This window comes from Streptomyces sp. NPDC008139 (assembly GCF_042957025.1).
Lineage (GTDB): Bacteria > Actinomycetota > Actinomycetes > Streptomycetales > Streptomycetaceae > Actinacidiphila.
In genome coordinates, this window is sequence record NZ_JBIBHM010000002.1 from 226237 (window position 1) to 250337 (window position 24101).

General features: G+C 73.7%; 24 protein-coding genes. 11 read left to right on the plus strand and 13 right to left on the minus strand.

Annotation, left to right across the window (positions count from 1 at the left end; genetic code table 11):
• Positions 1-91 precede the first annotated feature (91 nt).
• Positions 92-703, plus strand: coding sequence for a flavin reductase (locus ACFZBB_RS04870; protein WP_391117870.1), 612 nt, complete (start codon positions 92-94; stop codon positions 701-703).
• Here the strand turns inward: ACFZBB_RS04870 and ACFZBB_RS04875 are convergent.
• Entirely contained in the window at positions 660-1463 is an 804-nt protein-coding gene (locus ACFZBB_RS04875) for a VTT domain-containing protein (RefSeq protein ID WP_391117872.1), read from the minus strand. The two genes, ACFZBB_RS04870 and ACFZBB_RS04875, sit on opposite strands and share 44 nt — an antisense overlap.
• A gap of 167 nt (positions 1464-1630) precedes the next feature.
• Positions 1631-2866, minus strand: coding sequence for an MFS transporter (locus ACFZBB_RS04880; protein ID WP_391117874.1), 1236 nt, complete (start codon positions 2864-2866; stop codon positions 1631-1633).
• Positions 2867-3394: 528 nt separating this feature from the next.
• On the opposite strand from ACFZBB_RS04880, the gene tuf reads away from it, so the two are divergent.
• Both tuf and ACFZBB_RS04890 read left to right on the plus strand, forming a co-directional pair.
• Positions 3395-4582, plus strand: a complete 1188-nt coding sequence (gene tuf / locus ACFZBB_RS04885; RefSeq protein WP_391117876.1) for an elongation factor Tu — start codon at positions 3395-3397, stop codon at positions 4580-4582.
• A gap of 372 nt (positions 4583-4954) precedes the next feature.
• Complete coding sequence (locus tag ACFZBB_RS04890; protein WP_391118471.1) at positions 4955-5755, plus strand: fused MFS/spermidine synthase; 801 nt, start codon at positions 4955-4957, stop codon at positions 5753-5755.
• On the opposite strand, the gene ACFZBB_RS04895 is transcribed toward ACFZBB_RS04890, so the two are convergent.
• Together ACFZBB_RS04895 and ACFZBB_RS04900 are read right to left on the minus strand one after the other, a co-directional pair.
• Positions 5695-7095 carry an MFS transporter gene (locus tag ACFZBB_RS04895; protein ID WP_391117878.1) on the minus strand — a complete coding sequence of 467 codons (1401 nt, stop codon included), beginning with the start codon at positions 7093-7095 and terminating at the stop codon, positions 5695-5697. The two genes, ACFZBB_RS04890 and ACFZBB_RS04895, sit on opposite strands and share 61 nt — an antisense overlap.
• Positions 7096-7206: 111 nt before the next feature.
• On the minus strand, positions 7207-8472 hold the full coding sequence (locus ACFZBB_RS04900) for a hypothetical protein (protein ID WP_391117880.1): 1266 nt from the start codon (positions 8470-8472) through the stop codon (positions 7207-7209).
• Positions 8473-8544: 72 nt separating this feature from the next.
• Between ACFZBB_RS04900 and ACFZBB_RS04905 the strand changes: the two genes are divergently transcribed.
• Positions 8545-8997, plus strand: a complete 453-nt coding sequence (locus tag ACFZBB_RS04905; RefSeq protein WP_391117882.1) for a DUF4442 domain-containing protein — start codon at positions 8545-8547, stop codon at positions 8995-8997.
• Positions 8998-9160: 163 nt separating this feature from the next.
• Positions 9161-9823: a VTT domain-containing protein gene (locus ACFZBB_RS04910; RefSeq protein ID WP_391117884.1), complete on the plus strand. Its 663-nt coding sequence runs from the start codon at positions 9161-9163 to the stop codon at positions 9821-9823.
• A 129-nt stretch (positions 9824-9952) separates the two neighbouring features.
• Here the strand turns inward: ACFZBB_RS04910 and ACFZBB_RS04915 are convergent, their stop codons facing one another.
• On the minus strand, positions 9953-10465 hold the full coding sequence (locus ACFZBB_RS04915) for a gamma carbonic anhydrase family protein (protein WP_391118473.1): 513 nt from the start codon (positions 10463-10465) through the stop codon (positions 9953-9955).
• A gap of 143 nt (positions 10466-10608) precedes the next feature.
• On the opposite strand from ACFZBB_RS04915, the gene ACFZBB_RS04920 reads away from it, so the two are divergent.
• The gene (locus ACFZBB_RS04920) at positions 10609-11361 is read left to right on the plus strand and encodes a DapH/DapD/GlmU-related protein (protein ID WP_391117886.1); all 753 of its coding nucleotides are present in this window, start codon (positions 10609-10611) and stop codon (positions 11359-11361) included.
• A 64-nt stretch (positions 11362-11425) separates the two neighbouring features.
• Positions 11426-11956, plus strand: a complete 531-nt coding sequence (locus tag ACFZBB_RS04925) for a YbaK/EbsC family protein (protein WP_391117888.1) — start codon at positions 11426-11428, stop codon at positions 11954-11956.
• A 25-nt stretch (positions 11957-11981) separates the two neighbouring features.
• Here the strand turns inward: ACFZBB_RS04925 and ACFZBB_RS04930 are convergent, their stop codons facing one another.
• Together ACFZBB_RS04930 and ACFZBB_RS04935 are read right to left on the minus strand one after the other, a co-directional pair.
• Positions 11982-12218, minus strand: a complete 237-nt coding sequence (locus ACFZBB_RS04930) for a hypothetical protein (protein WP_391117890.1) — start codon at positions 12216-12218, stop codon at positions 11982-11984.
• A gap of 22 nt (positions 12219-12240) precedes the next feature.
• Positions 12241-12648, minus strand: coding sequence for a CoA-binding protein (locus tag ACFZBB_RS04935; RefSeq protein ID WP_355341292.1), 408 nt, complete (start codon positions 12646-12648; stop codon positions 12241-12243).
• A 108-nt stretch (positions 12649-12756) separates the two neighbouring features.
• On the opposite strand from ACFZBB_RS04935, the gene ACFZBB_RS04940 reads away from it, so the two are divergent.
• On the plus strand, positions 12757-13389 hold the full coding sequence (locus ACFZBB_RS04940) for a YigZ family protein (protein ID WP_391117893.1): 633 nt from the start codon (positions 12757-12759) through the stop codon (positions 13387-13389).
• On the opposite strand, the gene ACFZBB_RS04945 is transcribed toward ACFZBB_RS04940, so the two are convergent.
• Both ACFZBB_RS04945 and ACFZBB_RS04950 read right to left on the minus strand, forming a co-directional pair.
• Complete coding sequence (locus tag ACFZBB_RS04945; RefSeq protein WP_391117895.1) at positions 13386-13757, minus strand: MerR family transcriptional regulator; 372 nt, start codon at positions 13755-13757, stop codon at positions 13386-13388. The genes ACFZBB_RS04940 and ACFZBB_RS04945 overlap by 4 nt on opposite strands.
• Positions 13758-13795: 38 nt before the next feature.
• Positions 13796-14857 carry a zinc-binding dehydrogenase gene (locus tag ACFZBB_RS04950; protein ID WP_391117897.1) on the minus strand — a complete coding sequence of 354 codons (1062 nt, stop codon included), beginning with the start codon at positions 14855-14857 and terminating at the stop codon, positions 13796-13798.
• Positions 14858-15260: 403 nt separating this feature from the next.
• On the opposite strand from ACFZBB_RS04950, the gene ACFZBB_RS04955 reads away from it, so the two are divergent.
• Together ACFZBB_RS04955 and ACFZBB_RS04960 are read left to right on the plus strand one after the other, a co-directional pair.
• The gene (locus tag ACFZBB_RS04955; protein ID WP_391117899.1) at positions 15261-16460 is read left to right on the plus strand and encodes an exonuclease SbcCD subunit D C-terminal domain-containing protein; all 1200 of its coding nucleotides are present in this window, start codon (positions 15261-15263) and stop codon (positions 16458-16460) included.
• Entirely contained in the window at positions 16460-19864 is a 3405-nt protein-coding gene (locus tag ACFZBB_RS04960; RefSeq protein ID WP_391117901.1) for an AAA family ATPase, read from the plus strand. The genes ACFZBB_RS04955 and ACFZBB_RS04960 overlap by 1 nt, the downstream gene beginning before the upstream one ends.
• Here ACFZBB_RS04960 and ACFZBB_RS04965 read toward each other — a convergent pair.
• Entirely contained in the window at positions 19854-20300 is a 447-nt protein-coding gene (locus ACFZBB_RS04965) for an Lrp/AsnC family transcriptional regulator (protein WP_355341274.1), read from the minus strand. The genes ACFZBB_RS04960 and ACFZBB_RS04965 overlap by 11 nt on opposite strands.
• A gap of 94 nt (positions 20301-20394) precedes the next feature.
• Between ACFZBB_RS04965 and ACFZBB_RS04970 the strand changes: the two genes are divergently transcribed.
• Positions 20395-20910, plus strand: coding sequence for a rhodanese-like domain-containing protein (locus tag ACFZBB_RS04970; RefSeq protein ID WP_391117903.1), 516 nt, complete (start codon positions 20395-20397; stop codon positions 20908-20910).
• A gap of 25 nt (positions 20911-20935) precedes the next feature.
• Here the strand turns inward: ACFZBB_RS04970 and ACFZBB_RS04975 are convergent, their stop codons facing one another.
• The 3 genes from ACFZBB_RS04975 to ACFZBB_RS04985 form a co-directional block, all read right to left on the minus strand.
• Positions 20936-21460 carry a GNAT family protein gene (locus tag ACFZBB_RS04975; protein WP_355341268.1) on the minus strand — a complete coding sequence of 175 codons (525 nt, stop codon included), beginning with the start codon at positions 21458-21460 and terminating at the stop codon, positions 20936-20938.
• A 304-nt stretch (positions 21461-21764) separates the two neighbouring features.
• Positions 21765-23453, minus strand: a complete 1689-nt coding sequence (locus ACFZBB_RS04980) for a DUF885 family protein (RefSeq protein WP_391117905.1) — start codon at positions 23451-23453, stop codon at positions 21765-21767.
• A 155-nt stretch (positions 23454-23608) separates the two neighbouring features.
• Complete coding sequence (locus tag ACFZBB_RS04985) at positions 23609-24085, minus strand: AsnC family transcriptional regulator (RefSeq protein WP_391117907.1); 477 nt, start codon at positions 24083-24085, stop codon at positions 23609-23611.
• Positions 24086-24101 lie beyond the last annotated feature (16 nt).

Here is a 24101-nt window from a genome sequence, read left to right on the forward strand (position 1 = left end):
CGTCGCCGAGGCGGTCGGCGGAGGAGTTGGGGTTGGGTGGTGTCGCGGTCCGGCGTGGGGATCGGTGGGGGGCGCATGGATACTGAGGACCATGCGCATCGACATTGATCCCGGCCAGGTTGAACGGAACGTCTTCTACAAGCTTCTGACCTCGGTCGTTGTACCCCGGCCGATCGCCTGGGTGTCGACGACGTCGGCGGCGGGAACGGACAATCTGGCACCGCACAGCTTCTTCACGGTGGCGTGCGTGAGTCCGCCGGTGGTGCAGTTCACGTCGGTGGGGCGGAAGGACTCGGTGCGGAACATCGAGGAGACCGGGCAGTTCGTGGTGAGCCTGGCGCCGGAGCATCTGTTCGAGCAGATCAACGCGACGGCGACGGATTTCCCGCGGGGGACGAGTGAGTTCGACGCGGTGGGGATCGCGCGGGAGCCGAGCCTGAGGGTGAAGCCGCCGCGGGTGGCGGCCTCGCCGGTGGCGCTGGAGTGCGAGCTGCACAGCACGGTCCGGCTGGGGGACTCGACGGTGGTGTTCGGGCGGGTCGTGCACGCGGCTGTGTCGGAGGCCGTGCTGGACGACGGGCACCCGGACGTACGGAAACTGCGCCCGCTGTCACGGCTGGGCAAGGACGAGTGGGGGACGCTCGGCGAGATCCTGGAGATCAAGCGGATTCCGCTGGCGGACTGGTCCGGCCCGGGGATGTGACCGCTTCGGCGACCGTCTGGGAGGAGTCCAGGGGCTCGGCGGAATCCGGGTCGGCCGCACGCGCCGAGCGGGTGCGGCGGGCCACCATGGCCGCCGCCACACCCGTGACGCCCAGGAACCCGAGGGCCAGCAGGAAGACCGGCGAGGTCGGGGAGGCGGCGCGACTGCCCGCGACCACGTAGGCGGCGGTGTTCGCCGCGCTGCCCGCCGCCGTGGCGGTGAGGAAGGGCAGCAGCCGGATACGGGAGACGGCCGCCGCGTAGTTGGCGGCGGCGAAGGGCACACCGGGGAAGAGCCGCAGCGCCAGTGTGCTGCGGAAGCCGTGCTTGCTGAGCTGCCGGTCGAGCGAGAGCACGACCCGCCCGCGCAGGAAGGGCCGGACGGCGTCACGGCCGAGCAGCCGCCCGAGCAGAAACGCGAGACCCGCGCCCAGCACCGTCCCGGCTATGGCGGCGGGCAGCCCGGCGTGGATGCCGTAGAGCGCCCCGGCGGCGGCGTTGAGCAGCGGTCGCGGGACAAACGCGACGGTGCACACGCCGTACGCGAGCGCGAAGAGGACGACCGCCGTCGTGCCCGACGTACGCGGCAGGCCGTGCGTCAGCAGATGCTGCGGCTGCCACGCCAGTACGGCGGCCCCCGCGCCCGCCAACAGCAGGATCAGCAGCGCGAATCGCGCCCACGGGGAGAGCAGCACGCGCGAAAAACGGACGGCCGCCCCGTACGGAGCGGAGACCGGGACTCGCGGGAAGCGGTCGAGCATTCAGGCAGCGTAATCGAGACGGGCGGCAGATGGCGCCTGTCGGGATGCCCCACGGCGGGGGCGGGGCGCGGCGACACGTCCTACGGCCGGGGACGGGTGCGTGGCGCACGCCGTACGGGCCGAGGGCGGAGTCCGGCGGAAGACCGTCGGACCGCGCGGCCCCCGCGTCACACCGTGTCCGCCACCGTCAACTCCCCGTCGCCCTCCGCCTTCTGAAGCTGCGGGCCGCTGCCGGTGACGACAGGGGAGGCGGCGTGGGGCGAGCGGCGGTCGAGGACGCCGGCGGTCACGGCGATGCCGAGTCCGGCGGCGGCGAGGACCGCGCCGACCAGGGCGGGGGAGGTCCAGCCCCAGCCGACGGAGATGGCGACGCCGCCGAGCCAGGCGCCGCCGGCGTTGGCGAGGTTGAAGGCGGAGTGGTTGGAGGCGGAGGCCAGGGTCGGGGCCTGGCGGGCCTTGTTCATGACCAGCATCTGGATCGGCGTGGTGGTGAGGAAGCCGACAGCGCCGAGCACGACCACCGCGATCGGGGCGGCGACCTTGGACTCGGCCGCGTAGTGGAAGCCGAAGAGGACGACGGCCAGGGCGCCGAGCGAGAAATACAGCGTCGGCCGCAGGGCCCGGTCGGTGAGGGGGCCTGCGGCGAGCGTGCCCAGCGTCATGCCGACGCCGAAGAGGGCGAGCAGCCACGTGACGGAGGAGTCGGCGAAGCCGGTGACCTCGGTCATCATCGACGCGAGATAGCTGTAGACGGCGAAGATCCCGGCGAAGCCGAACACGGCGGTGAGCAGGCCGAGCAGCACCTGCGGCTCGCGCAGGGCGCGGAACTCCTGGGCCACGCCCACGTGTTCGTCGGTGGGCAGACGCGGGATCAGCAGCGCGAGCGAGCCCAGCGCGATCAGGCCGATCACGGACACCACGAGGAAGGTCGCGCGCCAGCCGAGACTCTGGCCGAGCGCGGTCGCGGCCGGTACGCCGACGATGTTGGCGATCGTCAGGCCGAGGAACATCGCGGCCACCGCCCGCGCCCTGCGGTCCTCGCTCACCATCCGGGCCGCGACGACGGCGCCGACACCGAAGAAGGCGCCGTGCGGCAGGCCCGCCAGGAAGCGGCCCACGAGCAGGGTGCTGTAGCCGGGGGCCACGGCGGAGGCCGCGTTGCCGAGCGTGAAGAGCGCCATCAGCAGCAGGAGCATCCGCTTGCGTGGGACGCGGGAGCCGAGCGCGGTGAGCAGGGGCGCGCCGAGCACGACGCCGAGGGCGTAGGCGGAGACGAGATAGCCCGCGGTGGGCACCGATGTGCCCAGGTCGTCAGCGACGTTGGGCAACAGGCCCATCATCACGAATTCGGTCGTGCCGATGCCGAAGGCGCTCATCGCCAGAGCGAGTATGGCCAGGGGCATGGAGCAGCATCCTTCTGAAGTGTTCGGGGTTCGGGGTTCGGGGCCCGCGGGCGCCGGGTTCGTACGGGGAGGGTTCGTGCACGCCGGGTTCGTGCGGGCAGCAATCGTGAGTGCCGGGTGCGTACCGCCGCGCTCGGACTCGCGGCGGTGCCCGCCACCTTCTAAGTTCCTTCGCGGAACAAATTCTCGCACGCGGTTGCTTCGCATACGTCACCACCGGGTGAAGTCGTGTCGACCATCACGCCACGCCTCGCCGGGAGACGACGGAAAACCTTTGGACGTACCACCGACCCGGCAGGGATGATCACCGCATGTTCCGGCTCACCTTCCTCGCAGACGCCACCGCAGCAGCGGTCGCGCCGACGAAGGCTGCCCGGAGCGCACGGGACACCTTCTTCGACGGCGCACGACGCTGACCCTCCCCGGACAGTCATCCGGCGGACCCCACAGGGGGAGGGTCGGTCCGGCTCATGGGGTCCGGCCGCGTCAGACAACTCCGTCAGAGGAAGAGAAGAGACGACGTCCGTCATGTCCAAGCAGAATTACGTGCGCACCAAGCCACACCTCAACATCGGCACCATGGGTCACGTCGACCACGGCAAGACCACCCTCACCGCCGCCATCACCAAGGTCCTGGCCGACCGCGGGACCGGCACCTTCGTGCCGTTCGACCGGATCGACCGGGCCCCGGAGGAGGCGGCCCGCGGGATCACCATCACCATCGCGCACGTCGAGTACGAGACCGACACCCGGCACTACGCGCACGTGGACATGCCGGGGCACGCCGACTACGTGAAGAACATGATCACCGGCGCCGCGCAGCTCGACGGCGCGATCCTGGTCGTCTCCGCGCTCGACGGCGTGATGCCGCAGACCGCGGAGCACGTCCTGCTCGCCAAGCAGGTCGGTGTCCGGCACATCGTCGTCGCGCTGAACAAGGCGGACGCGGGGGACCCGGAGCTGGCCGACCTGGTCGAGCTGGAGGTGCGCGAACTGCTCACCGCTCACGGGTACCCGGGCGACACGCTGCCCGTCGTGCGCGTCTCCGGGCTGCGCGCGCTCGACGGCGACCCGCGGTGGACCGCCGCGATCGAGGCGCTGCTCGACGCGGTCGACACGCACGTGCCGGTCCCGGTGCGCTACACCGAGGCGCCGTTCCTGCTGTCGGTGGAGAACGTGCTCACCATCACCGGGCGCGGCACCGTCGTGACGGGCGCGGTCGAGCGAGGGACCGTGCGGCCGGGCGACCGCGTCGAGGTGTACGGCGAGGGGCACGGCGACGGGCCGCTGGTGAGTGTGGTGACCGGTCTGGAGACCTTCGGTAAGCCGATGGAGTCCGCGCAGGCGGGTGACAACGTGGCGCTGCTGCTGCGCGGTGTGCAGCGCGCCCAGGTGCGGCGCGGCGACATCGTCGCGGCGCCGGACAGCGTGGCCACCCATGCGCGGTTCACGGCGACGGTCTTCATGGTGCCCGCAGCCGAGGGCGGCCGGCACACGCCGGTCTCCACCGGCTACCGGCCGCAGTTCTACATCCGCACCGCGGACGTGGTCGGCGACGTCGACTTCGGGGGGCCGGGCGGCATGGCGCTGCCCGGCGACACCGCCGACATCAGCGTCGAGCTGGGCCGCCCGCTCCCGCTGGAGCCGGGTCTCGGCTTCGCGATCCGCGAGGGCGGGCGCACGGTCGGCGCGGGCACCGTCACCGCCGTGGGCTGAGCCGCCCACCCGGCGACCCCGCCCACCAAGGCCCGGCCGCAAGAGGGCTCGGCCCATCGTGGCCCGGCCACAACAGAACCCGGCCCCGTCGCCCCCCGAACAACCGGGGGACGGCGGGGCCGGGCCGTGCGCGGGGCCCCACGCACGCGCCGGTACGGATAACGCGTCACCCCCGCCCCCTCGATAGCCCCGATCCCACGACAGCGGCCCCCGGCCCGTACGGACACCCGCACCCCCGTACGGAAACCGCCCGCCTGGGACAATGCCCCCGTGAGCCACACCCCGGACGACCCGGCAACCGCCCCAGAAGAGGCCCCCGCCCCCGAGGCGGTCCCCGTGATCCGCCCCGTGGACTTCGGGGAAGCCCGGCTGATGCCGGACGTGGACCGGCCCCGGGGCTGGCTGTTGACGGTGGACGGGGCACCGCAGTCGTATGTGGACCTGGACGATCCGGAGTGCCTGGAGTTCGAGTACGTGCGGCGGATCGCGTACGCGCTGGAGGCCGGGAGCGCGCCGGGGGAGCCGGTGGCGGCCGTGCATCTCGGGGGCGGCGGGATGACGGTGCCGCGGTGGCTGGCGTGGGCGCGGCCGGGGTCGCGGCAGGACGTCGTCGAGGCCGACCGGCGGCTGGCCGCGCTGGTCGCCGAGCATCTGCCGCTGGCCGACCCCGCGTCGGTGACGGTGCACACGGCGGACGCGCGCGCGTGGCTGGCCACGGCTGCCGAGGCGAGTGCGGACGCGGTCGTGGCGGATGTCTTCAACGGCGCGCGCGTGCCCGCGCACCTGACGTCGGTGGAGTTCGTACGCGCCGCGCGCCGCGTCCTGCGCCCCGGCGGCGTCTACGTCGCGAACGTCGCCGACGCGGCCCCCTTCGCCTTTCTGCGGTCCCAACTGGCCACGGTCCGTGCCGTGTTCCCCGCCCCCGCCGAGATCTGCCTGCTCGCCGAGCCGGGCGTGCTGCGCGGCCGTCGCTTCGGCAACGCGGTGCTCGTGGCCAGCGCGGCGCCGCTCCCGGTGGACGCGCTCGCCCGGCTGTGCGCCGCCGACGCCTTCCCCGCCCGCGTGGTGCACGGCGCCGCGCTCGACCGTTTCACCGGCCGCGCCCGCCCGGTCTACGACACGTCGGCCGCGCCGTCGCCGACCCCGCCGGACGGCGCCTTCACCGTCGGCTGAGCGGGAGCGGCGTCCGCGTGCGCCACGGTGCTGCCCGCCACCACCCCGTGCCCGCCGCCCGTACGCCGTTCCAGCCGTCGTACGTCCGGCAGCGTCAGCACGGCGCCCGTCAGCAGGACGACCACCGCGGAGCAGCCCCACAGTGCCTGCGTACGGCCGAAGAGGCTGGCGGCGGGACCGGCCAGGGCGAGGGCGATCGGTGTCACCGCCACCGAGCCGAACCAGTCGTACGCCGACACGCGCGACATCTTGTCCTCGGCGATCTCCTGGTGCAGCGCGAGCATCCAGCCGACCGCGAAGACCTCGATGGCCACGCCCGTGATGAACATGGCGAGGGCCAGGATCCACAGCGGGGAGGCGAGGGCGAGCGTGGCGCTCGGCAGGGCCAGGGGGAAGACGCCGAGGGTGCCCGCGAGCAGCATGCGGCGCGGTTTCCAGCGCATCATCAGCAGGCCGCCGCCGACCGTGCCGACACCGAAGGCGGCCATGGCCAGGCCCCAGGGTCCCGCGCCGCCGAGATGGTCGCGGGCGACCAGCGGCCCGTACACCGCCTCGGCGGCGCCGACCACCGCGTTGACCACGGCGAACTGCACGACGATGCCCCACAGCCAGGAACGGGAGACGAACTCCCGCCAGCCCTCGCGCAGATCGCTGACGATGCCGGACGCCCGCGCCGGGCGGTCGCCCGCGGCGACGTGCAGCCGGGAGCGCATGGCGGCAGCGGCGGCGAAGCCCAGCGCGTCGATCGCCAGCACCCAGCCGGGCCCGAACGCGGCGACGAGCGCGCCGCCGACGGCCGCGCCGCCGATGGTCGCGCCGTTCATCGACATCCGGAAGACGGCGAAGGCCTTGCCCGCGTGCGCGGACTCGACCGTGGAGAGCACCATGCCCTCGGAAGCGGGGGAGAAGAAGGCGTGCGCGCCGCCGCCGACCGCGGTCAGCACCGCCATCTGCCACAGCGCGGCGTGCCCGGCCAGGACGAGCACCGCGAAGGCGGCCTGCGAGAGCGCGTTGACGAGATTGGCCGTCACCATCACCCGCTGGCGCGGGATACGGTCCGCGACCGCGCCGCCGATCAGCAGGAAGACCACCATGGCCAGGGTCCTGGCGGCGGCCACTAGGCCGACGCCGGTGGCGCTGCCGCCGGACTCGATGACGGCGTAGGCGGCGGCGATGAGCGCGCCGGAGTTGCCGAGGTTGGTGATGAACGAGGCGGTGACCAGCAGTTGGAAATTCCGTCCGGCCCAGGACGGGAGGCGGCTCCTGGGGTCCCGACGGCGCGGACCGGGCGGGCGGGCGTCGCAGGGGCCGCCGCTGCGGGCCGTGTCGTTCGAGGTCACCCGGGGGACTATGCCCGCAGTCCGTTTCCTCTCGCAAACGGATTCCGGCCGGTCCGGGAGCGGCGGGCACCCACCGCCGGCCGCTCCCCGCTCGCTCCCCGCCGCTCCTCGCTACTTCTTCAGCGGCCGGATCGTGCTCTTGATCTTGTCGATCACCGAATCCGAGAGCTGGTCGGGCACCCCGCGGTCGGCGTAGAGCACCCACACCACGAGCTTCTTGGCGGCGTCCGTCTGCGTCGGGTCGCTCCAGGCGACGGTGTACGCGGCGCCGTCCGCCGAGCATTTGCTGCTCTTCGGGATGTTGGCGGCGGTGGCCGACGCCTGCCAGCCCGAGATGCCGTGCGCGTTGTGGAACGCCTTGCTGTTCTGCACCTTGGAGAAGGTGCCCTTGCCGTTGTCCTGGTAGGCCCAGTACGCCCACGACACGGCCTGTACCTCGGCGGCGTTGCGCACGCTCTTCGCGCCGTTGGCGCCCTTGGTGCCCACGGCGGCGCGGTCGGCGCTGCTGTTGCCGTTCTTGCACCAGTCCTTCTTGTAATACGCGGGCGCGCTCATCGCGACGGCCGGGGCGCCGTTCTTGTCCTCGAAGCCGATCGTCATGCCCTCGCTGTCGACCGACCAGTCCGGCGGTACGTCGAAGGCGACATTGCGCTCGCTGCGGATGACGACCTTCCAGCCCGGAATGACCGGCTTGACGTCGAGCGCCGCCGGATCGCCGCGCGGCGAGTCGCCCGTGTCGGCGGTGCCGCCCGTGGCGGTGGAGGTGGGCGCGGTGGTGGACGGCGTGCCCGTGGGCGACTGCGGCGCCGACGTGGTCGGACTCTCGTCCTTCGCGTCCGTCTTCTTCTTGTCGTCACCGGTGAGGTAGACCGCGCCGACGACGACCGCGGCGATCACCGCGACCGCGGCGGTGATCGCGATGCCGACCGTCAGCCCCTTGCGGTCGCGCTGCGGCGGCTGGCCACCAGGGCCACCGGGACCGCCGGGGCCGCCGGGCACGGGCGGGCCCCAGTTCTGCGGAGTCGGGTAGCCGCCGGGCGGCTGTTGCCCGTAGCCGGGCTGGCTGTACGGGGACGGGGTGCCGTAACCGGGCTGCGCGTACGGCTGGGTGGGCGCCGCGGACTGGTTCGGCGGCGCGGCCTGGCCCGGTCCCGCGGGCGGCCGGCCGTAGGGCGGGGTCGGCGGATGCTCCGGCGGCTTCTGGAAGTTCGGCGGACCGGACTGGGCGGGCTGGTTCGGTTGCTGCTGGTAGCCCGGCTGAGCGTACGGCGAGGGCGTGTCGTAAGGCGTCGGCCGGCCGTACGGCCCCGGCGGATTCGGCGGGGGGGCGCCCTGCGGGTTCTGCTCTCCCCCGTTGTGCTGTTCTCCTGGCCACATGGCTGGAAACACTAGGGGAGTGGGCCCGACGGTTCCACGCCGGATACCGCTACTGGCTGGTAACATCACGCCATGTCCGAGACCTTGCCTTCCATTGGCGAAATGATGGCGGCCACCGTGCCGATGGCCCGCACCCTCAACCTCGAGTTCATCGAGACCACGGCGGAGCGCGCGGTCGTGCTGCTGCCCGACCAGCCCGACTTCCACAACCACGTCGGCGGTCCGCACGCGGGCGCGATGTTCACCCTCGCCGAGTCCGCGAGCGGCGCGATCGTGCTCGCCGCCTTCGGCGACCAGCTCGGTCGGGCCGTGCCGCTCGCCGTCCGCGCCGAGATCGCGTACAGCAAGCTGGCGATGGGCCCGGTGACGGCCACCGCGGAACTGGGTCGGCCCGCCGCCGACGTGGTCGCCGAGCTGGACGCGGGGGAGCGCCCCGAGTTCCCCGTCGAGATCTCCATCAGCAGGGAGGACGGCGCCGAGACCGCGCACATGACGGTGGTGTGGACGCTCCGGCCGAACCGCTGAACCGGGCACTTCACGCGGGTCGCGGGGCGGTACCTCGGGCGGCCCGCTGATCGGCTTGTTTGACTCGCTCTTGACCGGACTTTCGCCGCGATCGGTCCGTTAGGCTTCGGCGGTGTGCGCCGCGTGCGCGCAACCCACCGTTGTCCAGGGGAGGAACCCCGCTGTGCACGTCCAGGAGTGGCTCGACGGCATCCCGCCGGTCCTCGTCTATCTGATGGTCGGTCTGGTCGTCGGCGTCGAGAGCCTGGGCATCCCGCTGCCCGGCGAGATCGTCCTGATGAGCGCCGCGCTGCTGTCCTCGCAAGGGCACGTCAACCCCTGGCTGGTCGGCACCGCCGCCATCATCGGCGCGGTCGGCGGCGACTCCATCGGCTACTCGATCGGGCACCGCGGCGGCCAACCGCTGCTCGACCGGCTCGGCCGCAGATTCCCCAAACACTTCTCACCCGGCCATGTGGCCACCGCGGAGCGCTCGTTCCAGCGCTGGGGCATGTGGGCGGTCTTCTTCGGCCGCTTCGTGGCCCTGCTGCGGATCTTCGCCGGGCCGCTGGCCGGTGTCCTCAAGATGCCGTACTGGAAGTTCCTGATCGCGAACCTGCTCGGCGGCATCGTCTGGGCGGGCGGCACCACCGCCGTCATCTATTACGTGGGCGTGGTCGCCGAACCCTGGCTGAAGAGGTTCGGCTACTTCGGACTCGCCGCGGCCGTGCTCTTCGGCATCGCCTCGTTCCTCTTCGTGAAGCGGCGCGCCGCCAAGGCGCAGGCGGAGTTCGAGCAGCAGGAGGCACCGGCGGCACCCGAGGTCGCGGTGGCGCAGGGCGAGTAGGCGACACGACACTGCGCGGACGGCGGCCCCCGGACCTCCGGGCCCGCCGTCGGCGCGTCGGCCGTCGGGTCAGGGACTCGCCGTCCGCGTGTCGGCCGGCAGGTCAGGGACTCGCGGTGCGCGTTCCCGTCAGCCCAGCGACTCGCGGTGCACGTCGGCCAGCGCCACGTAATGCTCGGCGTTCAGCCGTACCGTCGCCTTCTCCTCTTCGGTCAGCTCCCTGCGCACCTTCGCGGGCACGCCCGCCACCAGTGATCCCGGCGGCACCCGCATTCCCTGCGGGACCAGCGCCGCAGCCGCGATCAGCGAACCGGTGCCGATGTGCGCGCCGTTGAGCACCGTGGCGCCCATCCCGACCAGGACGTCGTCCTCGATCACACAGCCGTGCAGGACGGCGTTGTGCCCGACCGTGACGCCCTCGCCCACGACGGCGGGGAAGCCGGGGTCGGCGTGCACCGTGCAGTTGTCCTGGATGTTGGAGCCCGCGCCGACCGTGATCGACTCGCAGTCGCCGCGCAGCACCGCGTGGTACCAGACGCTCGCGCCCGCGCCCAGCGTGACGTCCCCGAGCACCACCGAGCCGGGAGCGGTGAACGCGGTCGCGTCGATCTCCGGTGCGCGGCCCAGAATGTCCGCGATCAGCGGTACGGGGACGCCGCCGCCCGCCGTGCCCCCGCCCTCCGCGCCTGCCGCGCCCGCGCTCCGCGTAACCGCCGGGTCCGTCATGCCCACCGCTCTCGTCGTCGGTCCTGTGGTCTCCACCCGGCACCGTATACGGTGGGCCCGTGCCGAAGAACGAGAACGTGTTCTCCTCCGCGACCGCCGCCGCCACGGCCTGGCGTCGCCGCGTCGGATCGCGGATGGTGCACCGTGGCTGGCGCTGGGTGCAGAACGCGGGCGCGGTCACCGCCGCGCGCCCGGGACCGCTGCGCTTCGGCCGGATCGGCGAGGGCACCCGGCTCGCCTTCCCGCTGGGCACCGTCTTCGGCGAGCCGTGGATCCACCTCGGCGACCACTGCGTCATCGGCGAGCAGGTCACCCTCACCGCCGGGATGATGCCGGGCCTCGACCTCGGGCCCGACCCCGTCCTGCGCCTCGGCAACGGCGTCGTCCTCGGCCGCGGCAGCCACGTCGTCGCCTCCGCACCGGTGGTTTTCGGCAACGACGTCTACTGCGGCCCGTACGTCTACGTCACCAGCGACAACCACTCGTACGACGACACGACCCAGCCCGTCGGCAAGCAGTGGCCGCGCACCGCGCCGGTCGAGATCGGCAGCGGGAGCTGGCTCGGCTCGGGGTGTGTGATCCTGCCCGGCGCGCGGCTCGGCCGCAATGTGGTCGTGGCGGCGGGCGCCGTGGTCCGCGGCGAGGTGCCCGACTTCGCGGTGGTCGCCGGAGCGCCGGCCCGGATCGTACGGCGCTGGGACCCGGACACCGGCTGGCAGCCGCCCCTGCGCACCCCGCCGCCGCTGCCGGTCCCCGAGGGCGTCACGCCCGAGCAACTGCTGGCGCTGGCCGATCTGGAGGACCGGCCCTGAGCGCCCTGCCCCGGCACTCGCCCTGAATCTCCGCCGCCGTGTGGGCATTTGTTACGTTGCCCGTATGCGCGCACCGATCGGCAACTTCGACGAAGCCCACCTCGCCACCGAGCGCCGCGACCTGCTCCCGCCGCCGGTCGCCGCCGCCGTGACACCCGACATGCTCTACGTCGACACGGACCCGGAGAAGGCCGACACCGCCGTCTTCGTCGAGACCTACGGCGACGACCTGCTGACCGCTTCGGCGAACTGCGTTGTCGTCGCGGGCAAGCGCGGCCAGGACGTCACGCTCGCCGCGTGCCTGGTGCTCTCCACCACCCGCGTCGACGTCAACGGCGCGGTCCGCCGCCACCTGGGCTCGCGCAAGGCGTCGTTCGCGCCGATGGACACCGCAGTGGGCGAGACGGGCATGGAGTACGGCGGCATCACTCCCGTCGGTCTGCCCGCCGACTGGCCGCTGCTCGTTGACGCGGCCGTCGTGGAGGCGCCGCACCTGGTCATCGGCAGCGGCGCGCGCCGCGGCAAGCTCATCGTGTCGGGCAAGGCGCTGGCCGCGCTGCCCGGAGCGGTCGTCCTCGAAGGACTCGGTATCTGACGACGCGGGGCCACGGGGCCGCGGGCTACGAGCGGTCCTCCAGCCTGCGGTGCAGGGCCCTGCCCCCCGCCACCACGGCCGTACCGACCGCCACACCGGCCAGGACGGCGAAGATCTTCCACGCCCCGGAGAGCACACCCATCAGCGCCACGAGCACGACCAGACCGAGGACGAAAGCCAGCACCGGCAGCGCGTAGTACCAGAGCTGCGCATACGTCCGCTCGTCGAGTCCGAACGGCGGCGGCGGAGCTTTGTGTCCCATACCCCCACCGTAAACCCACAGGTCAGGGCAGGCGCGGGATCTCGATCGCCGGGCAGCGGTCCATCACCATCTCCAGGCCGGCCGCCCGCGTGCGCTCGTACGCCGCCTCGTCGATCACGTCGAGCTGGAACCACACCGCCTTCGCGCCCACGGCCACCGCGTCGTCCGCGACCCCACCCGCGAGCGAGGAGTTCACGAACACGTCGACCACGTCGACCGGGAACGGGATGTCGGCCAGCGAGGCGTACCCCTGCTCGCCGTGCACGGTCTCGGCCTTCGGGTGCACCGGCACGACCCGCTTGCCGAACCGCTGGAGCACACCGGCGACACCGTAGGCGGCCCGTGAGGTGTTGTTCGACAGCCCCACCACCGCCCATGTGTCCCCGGTACCGGTCAGGATCTTCCGCACCGTCTCCGCGTCGCCGTACACGCCGTCCTCCAGCCGCTCGCCGTCACATCGTCCACGTACTGCCGTCGTGCCTGGTCAAACACGCCTCCCGCGCCCGCCATTCCCGGTCGCGGCCCGTAGGCTGACCGGATGGTGGACCGGTATCTGACGGTGGCGCGGGCGGGGGTCTGCGAGAGCGAGATCAAGCGCTCGCGGTTCCTGTGCGCGCTCGCGCCCGTGGCGAGCGCGGAGGCGGCGCAGGAGTTCGTCGCCCGCGTCCGCAAGGAGCACGCCGGGGCCAGCCACAACTGCTTCGCGTACGTCATCGGCCCCGAGGGGCGGCTGCACCGGGCCAGTGACGACGGGGAGCCGGGCGGTACGGCGGGCACACCGATGCTTCAGGCGCTGCTGGGCCGCGAGGTCCGGGACACGGCGGCCGTCGTGACGCGGTACTACGGCGGTGTCCAGCTCGGGGCGGGCGGACTGGCCCGCGCGTACGGGGGCGCCGTCACCGCCGCGCTGGACGAGATCGGCACGGTCGAGCGGCGGCGGCTCGTCCTGGTCACGGTCACCGTGGACCACCAGCGGGCCGGGCGGCTGGAGAACGAGCTGCGCGCCGCCGGACACGCCATCCGCGGTGTCGCGTACGCCGCCGCGGTGACCATCGACCTGGGCGTACCGCAGGCGGATCTCCCCGGCTTCCGGTCCTGGCTGGCGGACGCCACATCGGGCGCCGCCGAGGTGACGGTGGGCGGAAGCGCGTATGTGACCGTGACGCGCTAGCGCCCTCGGGCGCGCTCCGCGAGGTCGGTGCGCAGGCGGGTGAGGCGGTCGATCTCGGCGTCCAGGAGGGCGAGCCGGCGGTCGACGACGTCGGCGAAGGAGCCGGGGCGGTCGGCGGAACCGTCGCAGGGGGCGGGCGGGTCGGCCGCCAGGAGGTGGAGGCGGTGGGCGCGGCTGCGCAGATCCTCGACGGTGAGGCCGAGGGCGAGCAGCTCACGGATCACGCGCAGCCGGGCGACCTCGGCGGGACCGTAATCGCGCTGGCCGGAGCCGGTGCGGGCCGGTGGCGGCAGCAGGCCGCGCTGCTCGTAGAAGCGCAGTGCGCGCGGGGTGGTTCCGGCGGCTGCCGCCGCTTCGCCGATCCGCATCCGTCCCCCCTGGCGGTCCTCGTACCGCTCGTCCCTCTCTACTCCAGCTCCACTATCGCAGCCCCGAAGTGCCGCCCGCCGATCAGATCCGGCAGCGCCTCGGGCGCGCGCTCGATGCCGGTGATCGTCGTGTACGGGAAGCGGATCTCGCCCGAGCGCAGCCAGCCGCCGAAGCGCGCGGTCCACTCCGCCTCGACATCCGGGTGGTCGGGACCGCTGTAGCCGCGCAGGGATAGGCCCTTGACGACGAGCCGGTACGAGTCGATCTCGACGGGAGCGCTGCCGCCCGCCCGGTCCGCGGAGAGCTGCCCGGACAGCGCGCCGATCAGCGCGAAGCGCGCGCCCTGGTTGGCCGCGCCGAGAGCCGCGGCCAACTGCTCGCCGCCGACGGTGTCGAGCACCACGTCCACACCGCCGGGCGCCGCCTCGGCGAGCTGACGCGCGAACGGCCCGGAGCCGCGCAACACGACCGCGTCGTAGCCCAGTTCGGAGCGCAGCCGGTCGGCCTTCCACGGCGAGCCCGTACTGCCGATCACCCGGGCCGCGCCCAGCAGCCTGGCGATCTGCCCGGCCAGTGTGCCGACCGCCCCTGCCGCGCCCGTGACGAAGACGGTGTCGCCCGCCCGCACCTGGGCCAGCCGGGTGAGCGCGCCGTACGCGGAGGAACCCTGGGCGAGATACGCCACCGGGTCGGGCAGCGTGTCGTCCAGCACGGCGCACTGGGCGGCGGGCACCAGCGCGTACTCGCGCCAGCCGAGCAGGTGCAGCACCGTGTCACCGGGGCGCGGCCCGTCGCCGTCGGGCGCGGCGACCACCTCGCCGACGGCGGGCCCGAAGAGCGTGTCGCCGTGGCGCAGCGGCGGCAGCGGGACGCCGTCGCTCTCACCGCCGAGCAGGGTGCGCAGGCCCGGGAAGACGAGGAAGTGCCGGTTGCGGACGAGGACTTGGCCGGGCCCCGGCTCCGGGAGCGGCGTCTGCGCGACGGCGAAGTCCCCGGGCGAGGGCAGTCCTTGCGGGACAGCGACGATCCGCACTTCACGGCTGGTGCGGGGCAGGACAGAGGGGCTTGCCTGAGGGGTTACCGGTGGCGTTGCGGACATGGACGGGTCTCCTGAGGACGCGCGGATTCGGGGCGGCGGCGTGGTGCGCTGCCGTCGACCGGGGCGCGGTGACGCTAATCCCTGACCCGCGCGTCAGGGTCAAGCGGTGTGCCCTTTTAGAGGAGTTACTGGCGACTTACAGGGTCTTACAATGGTTTCAGGGCTTTCCGGCGACCTGATCACCGATCTCCACCGCCTGCCGGGCGGCGACCTTCTACACTCCATGACCACCGCCGGTGAGCCACGGCGCACGGGCCGCGAGCCCGGATGAGAAGATCGCAGCGGTACGGATCGGGCGCCGGAAGCGGCGCGGCACAGGTGCCCGCGGAAGCCAGTCGAAGTCGTCTGACACCCGCGGGAGTCGAGGAACGGCGAGGGTGAGCGTGCGGGTCGGAGCGGTCGCGTGAGATTTCTGCACACCTCGGACTGGCACCTGGGACGCTCCTTCCACCGCGTCAGCCTGCTCGACGCCCAGCGCGCCTTCCTCGACCACCTCGTGGACACCGTCCGCGCCGAACGCGTGGACGCCGTCCTCGTCGCCGGGGACGTCTACGACCGCGCGGTCCCGCCGCTGTCCGCCGTCGAACTCTTCGACGACGTACTGCACCGGCTCGCGGACCTGGACGTGCCCACCGTCATGATCTCCGGCAACCACGACTCGGCCCGGCGGCTCGGCGTCGGCGCCCGCGTCATGGGCCGCTCCGGCATCCACCTGCGCACCGACCCGGCGAGCTGCCACCGGCCCGTGCTACTCACCGACGCACACGGCGACGTCGCCGTCTACGGGCTGCCGTACCTCGAACCGGCCCTGGCCCGCGAGGAGTTCGCCGCCGACCGGGCCGACCACACAGCGGTGCTCGGCGCCGCCATGGACCGGATCCGCGCCGACCTCGCCGAGCGCGCCGCGGGCACGCGCAGCGTCGTGCTCGCGCACGCCTTCGTCACCGGCGCCGCGCCCTGCGCCAGCGAGCGCGACATCACCGCGGGCGGCGTCGAGGCCGTACCCGCCGAGGTCTTCGACGGCATCGACTACGTGGCACTCGGCCACCTGCACGGCTGCCAGACCCTCACCGAGCGCGACGCGACGGGCGAGCCCCTGGCCGAAGGCCAGGGGAGGATCCGCTACTCCGGCTCGCCGCTCGCGTACTCCTTCTCCGAGGAGCACCACCGCAAGAGCATGTGGCTGGTCGAACTCGGCCCCGAAGGCGCCATCGACGCCGAACGGGTCGACACGCCCGTGCCGCGCGCGCTCGCCCGGATCCGCGGACGTCTCGACGACCTGATCGCCGACCCGGCGCTCGACCGGCACGAGGACGCCTGGGTGGAGGCCACCCTCACCGACCCCTTCCGCCCGCACGAGCCGATGGCCGCGCTCGCGAAACGCTTCCCGCACGTCCTCAGCCTCGCCTTCGAGCCCGAGACCGGTGACGACGACCCCCTCGCCTCGTACGCCCGGCGGCTGCGCGGACGCAGCGACCAGCAGATCGCCGAGGACTTCGTCGCCCACGTCCGCGGCTCCGCGCCCGCCGCGCACGAGAGCGCCACGCTGAGCGCGGCCTTCGACGCGGTACGGGCGGACACCGTACGGACGGAACGCGCCTGATGCGACTGCACCGCCTCGAACTCACCGCCTTCGGCCCCTTCGCGGCCACCCAGTGCGTCGACTTCGACGAACTCTCCGCCGCCGGGCTCTTCCTCCTGCACGGCCCCACCGGCTCCGGCAAGACCTCCGTCCTGGACGGCGTCTGTTACGCCCTCTACGGCCAGGTGCCCGGCGCCCGGCCGGTGACGCGGCTGCGCAGCGACCACGCGGCGGCGGGAACCGCCACCGAGGTCGTCCTCGAACTGACCGTAGGGACACGGCGGTTGGAGATCACCCGGCGGCCCGAGCAGCCGCGGGCGAAGAAGCGCGGCACCGGCACCACCATGGACAAGGCCGTCACGCTGCTGCGCGAGCACAAGGACGGCGGATGGCAGGCGCTGTCCAAGTCGCACCAGGAGATCGGCGAGGAGATCAAGCAGCTCGTCGGCATGAGCTGCGAGCAGTTCTGCCAGGTCGTGCTGCTGCCGCAAGGCGAATTCGCCACCTTCCTGCGCGCGAGTGCCACCGAAAGGACCGCACTGCTCGGACGGCTCTTCGACACGCGCCGCTTCAAGGCCGTCGAGCACTGGCTGCGCGACCGCAAGCAGGACGCGGCCGGGCGGCTCGCCGCCGGTGACAAGGGGCTGGTCCACCTCGCCGAGCGGATGCGCCAGGCCGCGGGCGGGCTGGCGGCCGGGGCCGTAGTTGACGGAGCGCCGGACGAAGGCCCTTCGCCCGAAGGGCTGTTGGAGTGGGCCGCGGTCCTGCGCTGCGACGCCCGCGAGGCCGCCACGATCGCCGCGCAGGCCCTGCGGCACGCCGAGGCCGCCCACCGCGCCGCCGCCACCGGCTTCGACGCCGCCCGCGACCTCCACACCCTCCAGTCCCGGCACGCCGAGGCCCGCCGCCGCGCCGCCGCCCTCGACGGTGAGCGCGCCCACCGCGCCGCCGCCCGTGACCGCCTGGCCCGCGCCCACCGCGCCGCGACCGTCGAACCCGCCCTCGCCCTGCGCGACAAGGCCGCCCTCCAACACCGCGAAGCCGTCGCCATCGAAGGCCGCGTCCTCACGGACCTGACGACCGCGGGCGAACAGCCCCCGACGCCCGCCGTACCGCACCACCGATCCCCGTTGGAGACAGCCGCCCGGCAGACGGCTGGTCTATTGGCGGCCGACGCGCCGGGCCCCCGACCGGCTTCCGGCCCGGCCGGGCCCGAACCCGGCCGGTCCTCGGACGGCCAAGACACCGGGCCCGGTGACCAGTTGCCGCTCGGCGGTCCCGGCGAGCAGCGGTCGGCCGGTGCGCCTGCCGATCGGGCGTCCATCGAGTACGGCGAAGAGCGGACCGTCAGCCCGACCGAGGGCAGGTCCGTGGACCGTCAGGACGCCAGGCTCGGCGAGCAACGGAAGGCCGGCCGGGGCGAGCGGGCACCCGAATCCGCCTCCGTGTCGCCCAACAGCACAGTGGAGCAAGGGCCTTGGCTCGCCGAGGCGCTGGCGGGACGCGCGGGGGAGCTGCGGGAGGAGCTGGGGGGCCTCGCCCGGGCCGGGGAGGCCGAGAAGCGCGTGCGGGAGATCGCCGAGCGGCGGGCGGCGCTCGACCGGGAGGAGCGCGCGGACGAGGGGGCCGTGCGCGAGGCCGACGGATGGCTGGAGGAGTGGCCGACGCTGCGCACCGCCTTGCAGACCAGGGCGGACGGCGCGGCTGAGGCGGCGACCAGGGCGGCGGGCCTGGCGGCAGAGCTGGACACCGCGCGCCGCCGCAGGGACGCGGCAGAACAACGCGACCGGCTGGCACAGGAGTTGACGCGGGCTCAGGACCGGGCGCGGGACGCACGGGACACGGCGGCGCGGGCCAGGGAGACGTGGCAGGACCTGCGGGAGGCCAGGATCGACGGCATCGCCGCCGAATTGGCCGAGCAGTTGGCGGACGGCGAGCCCTGCCGGGTGTGCGGCTCGCCGGAACACCCGGCCCCCGCGAGGCCCGCCGCGCAGCAGGTCACCCGCGCGGACGAGGACGCGGCCGGCGCCGCCTACGAACGCGCCGCGGCCGGGCACGAGTCGGCGCGTACCGAAGCCGACCGGATCGGGTCCGCGTGGGAGGCCGCCACCGCCACGGCGGGAGACGAGCCGCTGGCCCGGCTGGCCGCCGCCTGCGCCGTACTGGAGGCCGAACACTCCACCACCGCACGCGCGGCGGCCGACGTGTCCGAGGCGCGCCGGGCGCTGGAGCGCGCGGAACAGGAGCGCGACCGCCGCACGGCGCAGCGGCACGAGGCACAGAGCAGAACCGACGTACGCACCTCGCGGCGGGAGGAACTGGACGCGCAGCAGCGCCGGTTGAGCGCCGAGTTGGACCAGGCGCGGGCCGGGTACGCGAGCGTCGCGGACCGGCGGGCCCGGCTGTCGGCGCGGATCGCGCTGCTCGACCGGGCGGCGCACGCCGTACGCGACCGGGGCGACAGCCGGCAGCGGCTCGCGGAGGCCGACACGGCGCTCGCGGAGGTCGCGACCCGCGCCGGTTTCGCGTCCCCCGCCGACGCCGAGGCCGCGCTGCTCGACCCGGAGCGGCTGTGGCGCGCCGAGCGCGAGGCCGAGGCGTGGGCCAAGGAGGAGGCCGCCGTCGAAGCGGACCTCGCCGCGCCCGAGCCCGCCGCGGCGGCCCAACTGCCGCCCGCGGACCCGACAGCCGCGCAGGCCGTACTCGCCGCCGCGACCGACCGGCTGCGCGCCGCCTCGGCCGCCGAGTCCGCCGCCGCGACCCGCCGCGCCGAACTCGACCGGCTGTCCGCGCAGGCCGCCACCCGTGCCAGGGAACTCGCCCCGGCCCGCGCGGAGTTCGACGCCATCGCCCGGCTCTCCGACCTCGCCTCCGCCACCACCGCGGAGAACCGCTACCGGATGGAGCTGGAGACGTACGTGCTGGCGGCGCGGCTGGAACAGGTCGCCGCCGCGGCGGCCGTACGCCTCCAGCGCATGTCCTCGGGCCGCTACACCCTCGTGCACACCGACGCGCGCGGCGGCGGCCGGGCCAAGTCGGGGCTCGGCCTGATGGTGGTCGACGCCTGGACCGGCACCGAACGCGACACCGCGACGCTCTCCGGCGGCGAGACCTTCTTCGCGTCGCTGGCCCTCGCGCTCGGCCTCGCCGATGTCGTGACCGACGAGGCGGGCGGCGCCCGCCTCGACACCCTCTTCATCGACGAGGGCTTCGGCAGCCTCGACGACCAGACCCTCGACGAAGTGCTCGACGTCCTCGACGGCCTGCGGGAACGCGACCGCGCGGTGGGCATCGTCAGCCACGTCGCCGACCTGCGGCACCGCATCCCGGCCCAACTGCATGTCGTCAAGGGCAGGGACGGATCGAGCGTACGGATGCGGACCGGGGCACCGGCCGCCGCCGGAGGCGGGCCGGTCAGAGCGTGAGGGGGCGCCGCTCCAGCGGTGAGGAGTAGACGATGCTGGTCGTGACCGCGCCGAGCCCGGCGATCCGCCCGGTGGTCTCCTCCAGATGCCGCATGGACCGCGCCGCGACCTTCATCACGAAGCAGTCGTCCCCCGTCACGTGGTGCGCCTCGAGCACCTCGGGGGTGGTCGCCAGCATGTCGTGGAACGGCCGGTAGTTGCCGGTCGGATAGCGCAGCCGGACCATCGCGAGGATCGGCAGCCCGATCCGGTCGTGGTCGATCACCGCCGAATATCCGGTGATCACCCCGGCCTCCTCCAGGCGCCGGACCCGCTCCGTGACGGCGCTCGGCGACATCGAGACGGTACGGGCCAGCTCGGCGTAACTGGCCCGGCCGTCGCGTTGCAGGGCCTCCAGCAGCCGCCAGTCGGTCGGGTCGAGGGAATAAGCGGTCATGCACGATGGATAGCAGGGGAAAGCCCGGCCGATCAAGGCATTTGCGGGGGAAGCACACTTCCGGCAAGCCGGGCGCGACCGTAGATTCTGCGCCATGACACAGCGGACATCCCAGCTCAGCGCCCCTGCCACCGCCGTCGGCCCGGTCCTGCGGGTGCCACCGGCAGCCCCCGCCGACGCCGCCGCGTACTTCGCGGCCTCCCTGGCCTTCCACACCGACGTCTCCGATGTCGCCGCGTCACTGGAGGCGGCCCGTGCCACGGGCGGCGACCCCGGGTTCGTCGTGGTCGACTCCCGCTCCACCGAGTCCTGGGACCAGGGCCACATCCCCGGCGCCGTCCACCTGCCGACGGCGCGCGTCCCCGAACTCGCCGCCGAATTCCTCGACCGCGACCTCCCGGTCGTCGTCCACTGCTGGGGCCCCGCCTGCAACGGCGCCACCCGCGCCGCCCTCGCCCTGGCCGGCCTCGGCTACCGGGTCAAGGAAATGCTCGGCGGCATGGAGTACTGGATCCGCGAGGGCTTCGCGTACGAGACGGCCGACGGCCCCGCCCGGCGCGCGGCCGACCCTCTGACCGCGCCGGGCGGCGCCGACGACTGCGGCTGCTGACCCCGACGTCCGCTCGTTCGGCCGTTCAGTCCGGCAGCGACGTCAGCTCGTACGCCCACAGCTCCCCGCGGTCCGCGACCCGCACGAAGCCGACGCGCTCCAGAACGGCCTGCGACGGGCGGTTCGCCGGTTCCGTGGTGGCGAGCACGACCAGCACGCCCGGCTGCGCGAGCGCCCACTGGCACAGCACCCGCGCCGCGTCCGTGGCCCAGCCCGCGCCCCGCCCCGACTCCGACAGGTCGTACCCGATCTCCACCGCGCCGCCGTCCGGCGGCCCGTGGAACCCGGCGCCGCCCAGCGCCACCAGGTCGTCACTGCGCTGTATCGCGAAGACGCCCCAGCCCGGCCGGTAGACGCCCGCCGCGGCGGCGGCCACCGTCATCGAGGCCGCGCCCACCGTGCCGTCCCCCGGCACACCGTCGACCCACACCAACCCGGCGGGCTTGCCGTCCGCCAACAGCGCCGCGTCCTCCGGAAGCTGCTCACGCAGGGTCAACCGGCCCTGCGTCAGCACCAGCCGTCCACCGTCATGGGAAGCGTGCAACGTCATCGAGCCGTACCGCCTTCTGCGAGCTGTCGTCCCGGCGTCGAACCGGAAGGCAGCAGCGTAACCGCCTCGCGCGGCGACCCCGTGCCGAGGGCCGCGCCCGGCTTTTCCGGGGGCGGGGGAACCGCGCGACCAGCCCACACGGGGCCGCGGGCAAAGGGTCGCCCCGGTGGGGCAGACGTTGTTTCGCGACCACCGGACCGGTGGGGGCCGAGCGCGCGGTTCCTCCCCCGGCGCGTCTGCGGGGCACAGGTCTCCCCGGGGGCGAGGCGGGGCTCGCGTCCCCGGGAAAGTCCCCGACCGGAGGTCAGAGCGCCGAGATCTCCGCCACCAGGTCGTCGAGTCCCAGCGACCCGAGCGACAGGGCCGCCATGTGCCACGCCTTGGCGTCAAAGGCGTCGCCGTGCGCCGCGCGAGCGGTCTCGCGGCCGGTGAGCCAGGCGCGCTCGCCGAGCTTGTAGCCGATGGCCTGGCCGGGCATGCCGAGGTAGCGGATGAGCTCGCTGTCGACGAAGTCGGCGGGCCGGCCGCTGTGGAGGCCGAAGAACTCGCGGGCCAGCTCGGGCGTCCAGCGCTCGCCCGGGTGGAAGGGCGAGTCGGCGGGGATGTCCAGTTCGAGGTGCATGCCGATGTCGACGATGACGCGGTTGGCGCGCATCATCTGGGCGTCCAGGTACCCCAGGCGCCGCTCGGGGTCGGTGAGGAAGCCCAGCTCGTCCATGAGGCGCTCGGCGTACAGCGCCCAGCCCTCGGCGTTGGCGCTGACCATGCCGACGGTGGCCTGGTAGCGGGACAGGCTTTCGGCGACGTGCACCCACTGCGCGATCTGGAGGTGATGGCCCGGCACACCCTCGTGGTACCAGGTGGAGACCAGGTCGAAGATCGGGAAACGGGTCTTGCCCATCGTCGGCAGCCACGTACGGCCGGGACGGCTGAAGTCCTCCGAAGGACCGGTGTAGTACGGGGCCGCCGCGCCGCCGGGGGGCGCGATCCGGGACTCGACGCGCTTGACGCGGTCGGCCAGCTCGAAGTGCGTACCGTCCAGCGCCTGGATCGCCTCGTCCATCAGACCCTGGAGCCAGTCGCGTACCTCGTCCACGCCCTCGATGGCGGTGCCGTGCTGGTCCAGGTGGGCCAGCACCTCCCAGGGGGACTTGTCGGGCAGGATCTTCGCGGCCTCGGTGACCATCTCGGCGTGGATGCGGTGGTATTCGGACCAGCCGTACGCGTACGCCTCGTCCAGGTCGAGGTCCGTACCGTTCCACAGCCGGCACCAGCGGGCGTAGCGCTCGCGGCCCACGGTGTCGGACGTGCCCTCGGCGGCGGGGGCGTACGTGTCGCGCAGCCAGTCGCGCAGGGCCGCGTAGGCGGCGGTGGTCTCGGCGGCGGCGGCGTCCAGCTCGGCGCGCAGCTCCTGCGGCCCCTCGGCGACGAGCCCGGTGAACCAGCTCTCCCCGCCGTCGTCGCCGATCCACTCACCGATCTGGCCGATGACCGTCGACACCTGGCGCGGGCCCGCGTACAGCTTGCGGGACAGGCCCTCGGCGAGCGCGGCGCGGTAGCTGTCGAGCGCGGCCGGGACGGCGCGCAGCCGGGCGGCGAGATCGGCGTAGTCCGCCGCGGAGTCGGTCGGCATGAGGGTGAACGCGTCACGGACGCTGTGCGCGGGGGAGCTGAGGTTGCTCACCGCGCGCAGGTGCTCGTCGGCCGCGTGCACGGCGAGTTCCGCGCTCAGGCGCTCGCGCAGCAGCCGCGCGCACCGCCGCTCGGCGTCGCTCTCGCCACCGGGCCGCGCCTCCGCCTCGGTCAACCGGTCCAGCGTGGAGCGGGCCAGCGCGGCCAGCGCGTCGGCGCCGGCCGGTGAGAAGTCCGGCAGGCGGCGGGCGCTGCCGGGGGCGCCGAGGTAGGTGCCGAGGACCGGGTCGAGGGCGAGGAGATCGTCGACGTAGGTGTCGGCGACCTGGCGGGGCAGAGGGCTGCTGGTGATATTGGACATGGCGCCATCCTGGTACGAGACCGGCCCTCGCGTCACCACCATTGTGTGCGTGGTGCCTTACGCCTGGCGCGTACGCCGCAGCTGGGGGCGTGTTCCCCGGCCCTCGCGCCCCGCGGAACAGCCCAGGCGGGCCCGTGCGGATCGGACCGTCCGGGTCACGGCGTGGGCGGCAGCAGCGGGCCGCACGCCCACTGCTGGAAGATCAGCCGCGTCTCGACCCGCGCGACCTCCCGCCGTGAGGTGAACTCGTCGATCACCAGCCGCTGGAGATCGGTGGCACCGGTCACCGCGACATGCACCAGATAGTCGTCGGGCCCGGTGAGGTGGAACAGGGCGCGGGACTCCGGCAGCGCGCGGACGCGGTCCACGAACGGTGTGATCAACTCCCTGCGGTGCGGCCGTACCTGCACCAGAAGGAGCGCCTCCAGGCCGCGGCCCAGCTTCGCCGGGTCCAGCCGCAGCTCGTGCCCGAGGATCACGCCGCTGCGCCGCAGCCGGGCCACCCGGTCGAGGCAGGTCGACGGCGCCACACCGACGGCCGCCGCGAGGTCGCGGTACGTGGTCCGGGCATCGTTCTGCAGCAGCCGGAGAATCTCCAGATCCACCGGATCCAGCGCGACGGAATCAGACATCGGGCGAACGTAGCAC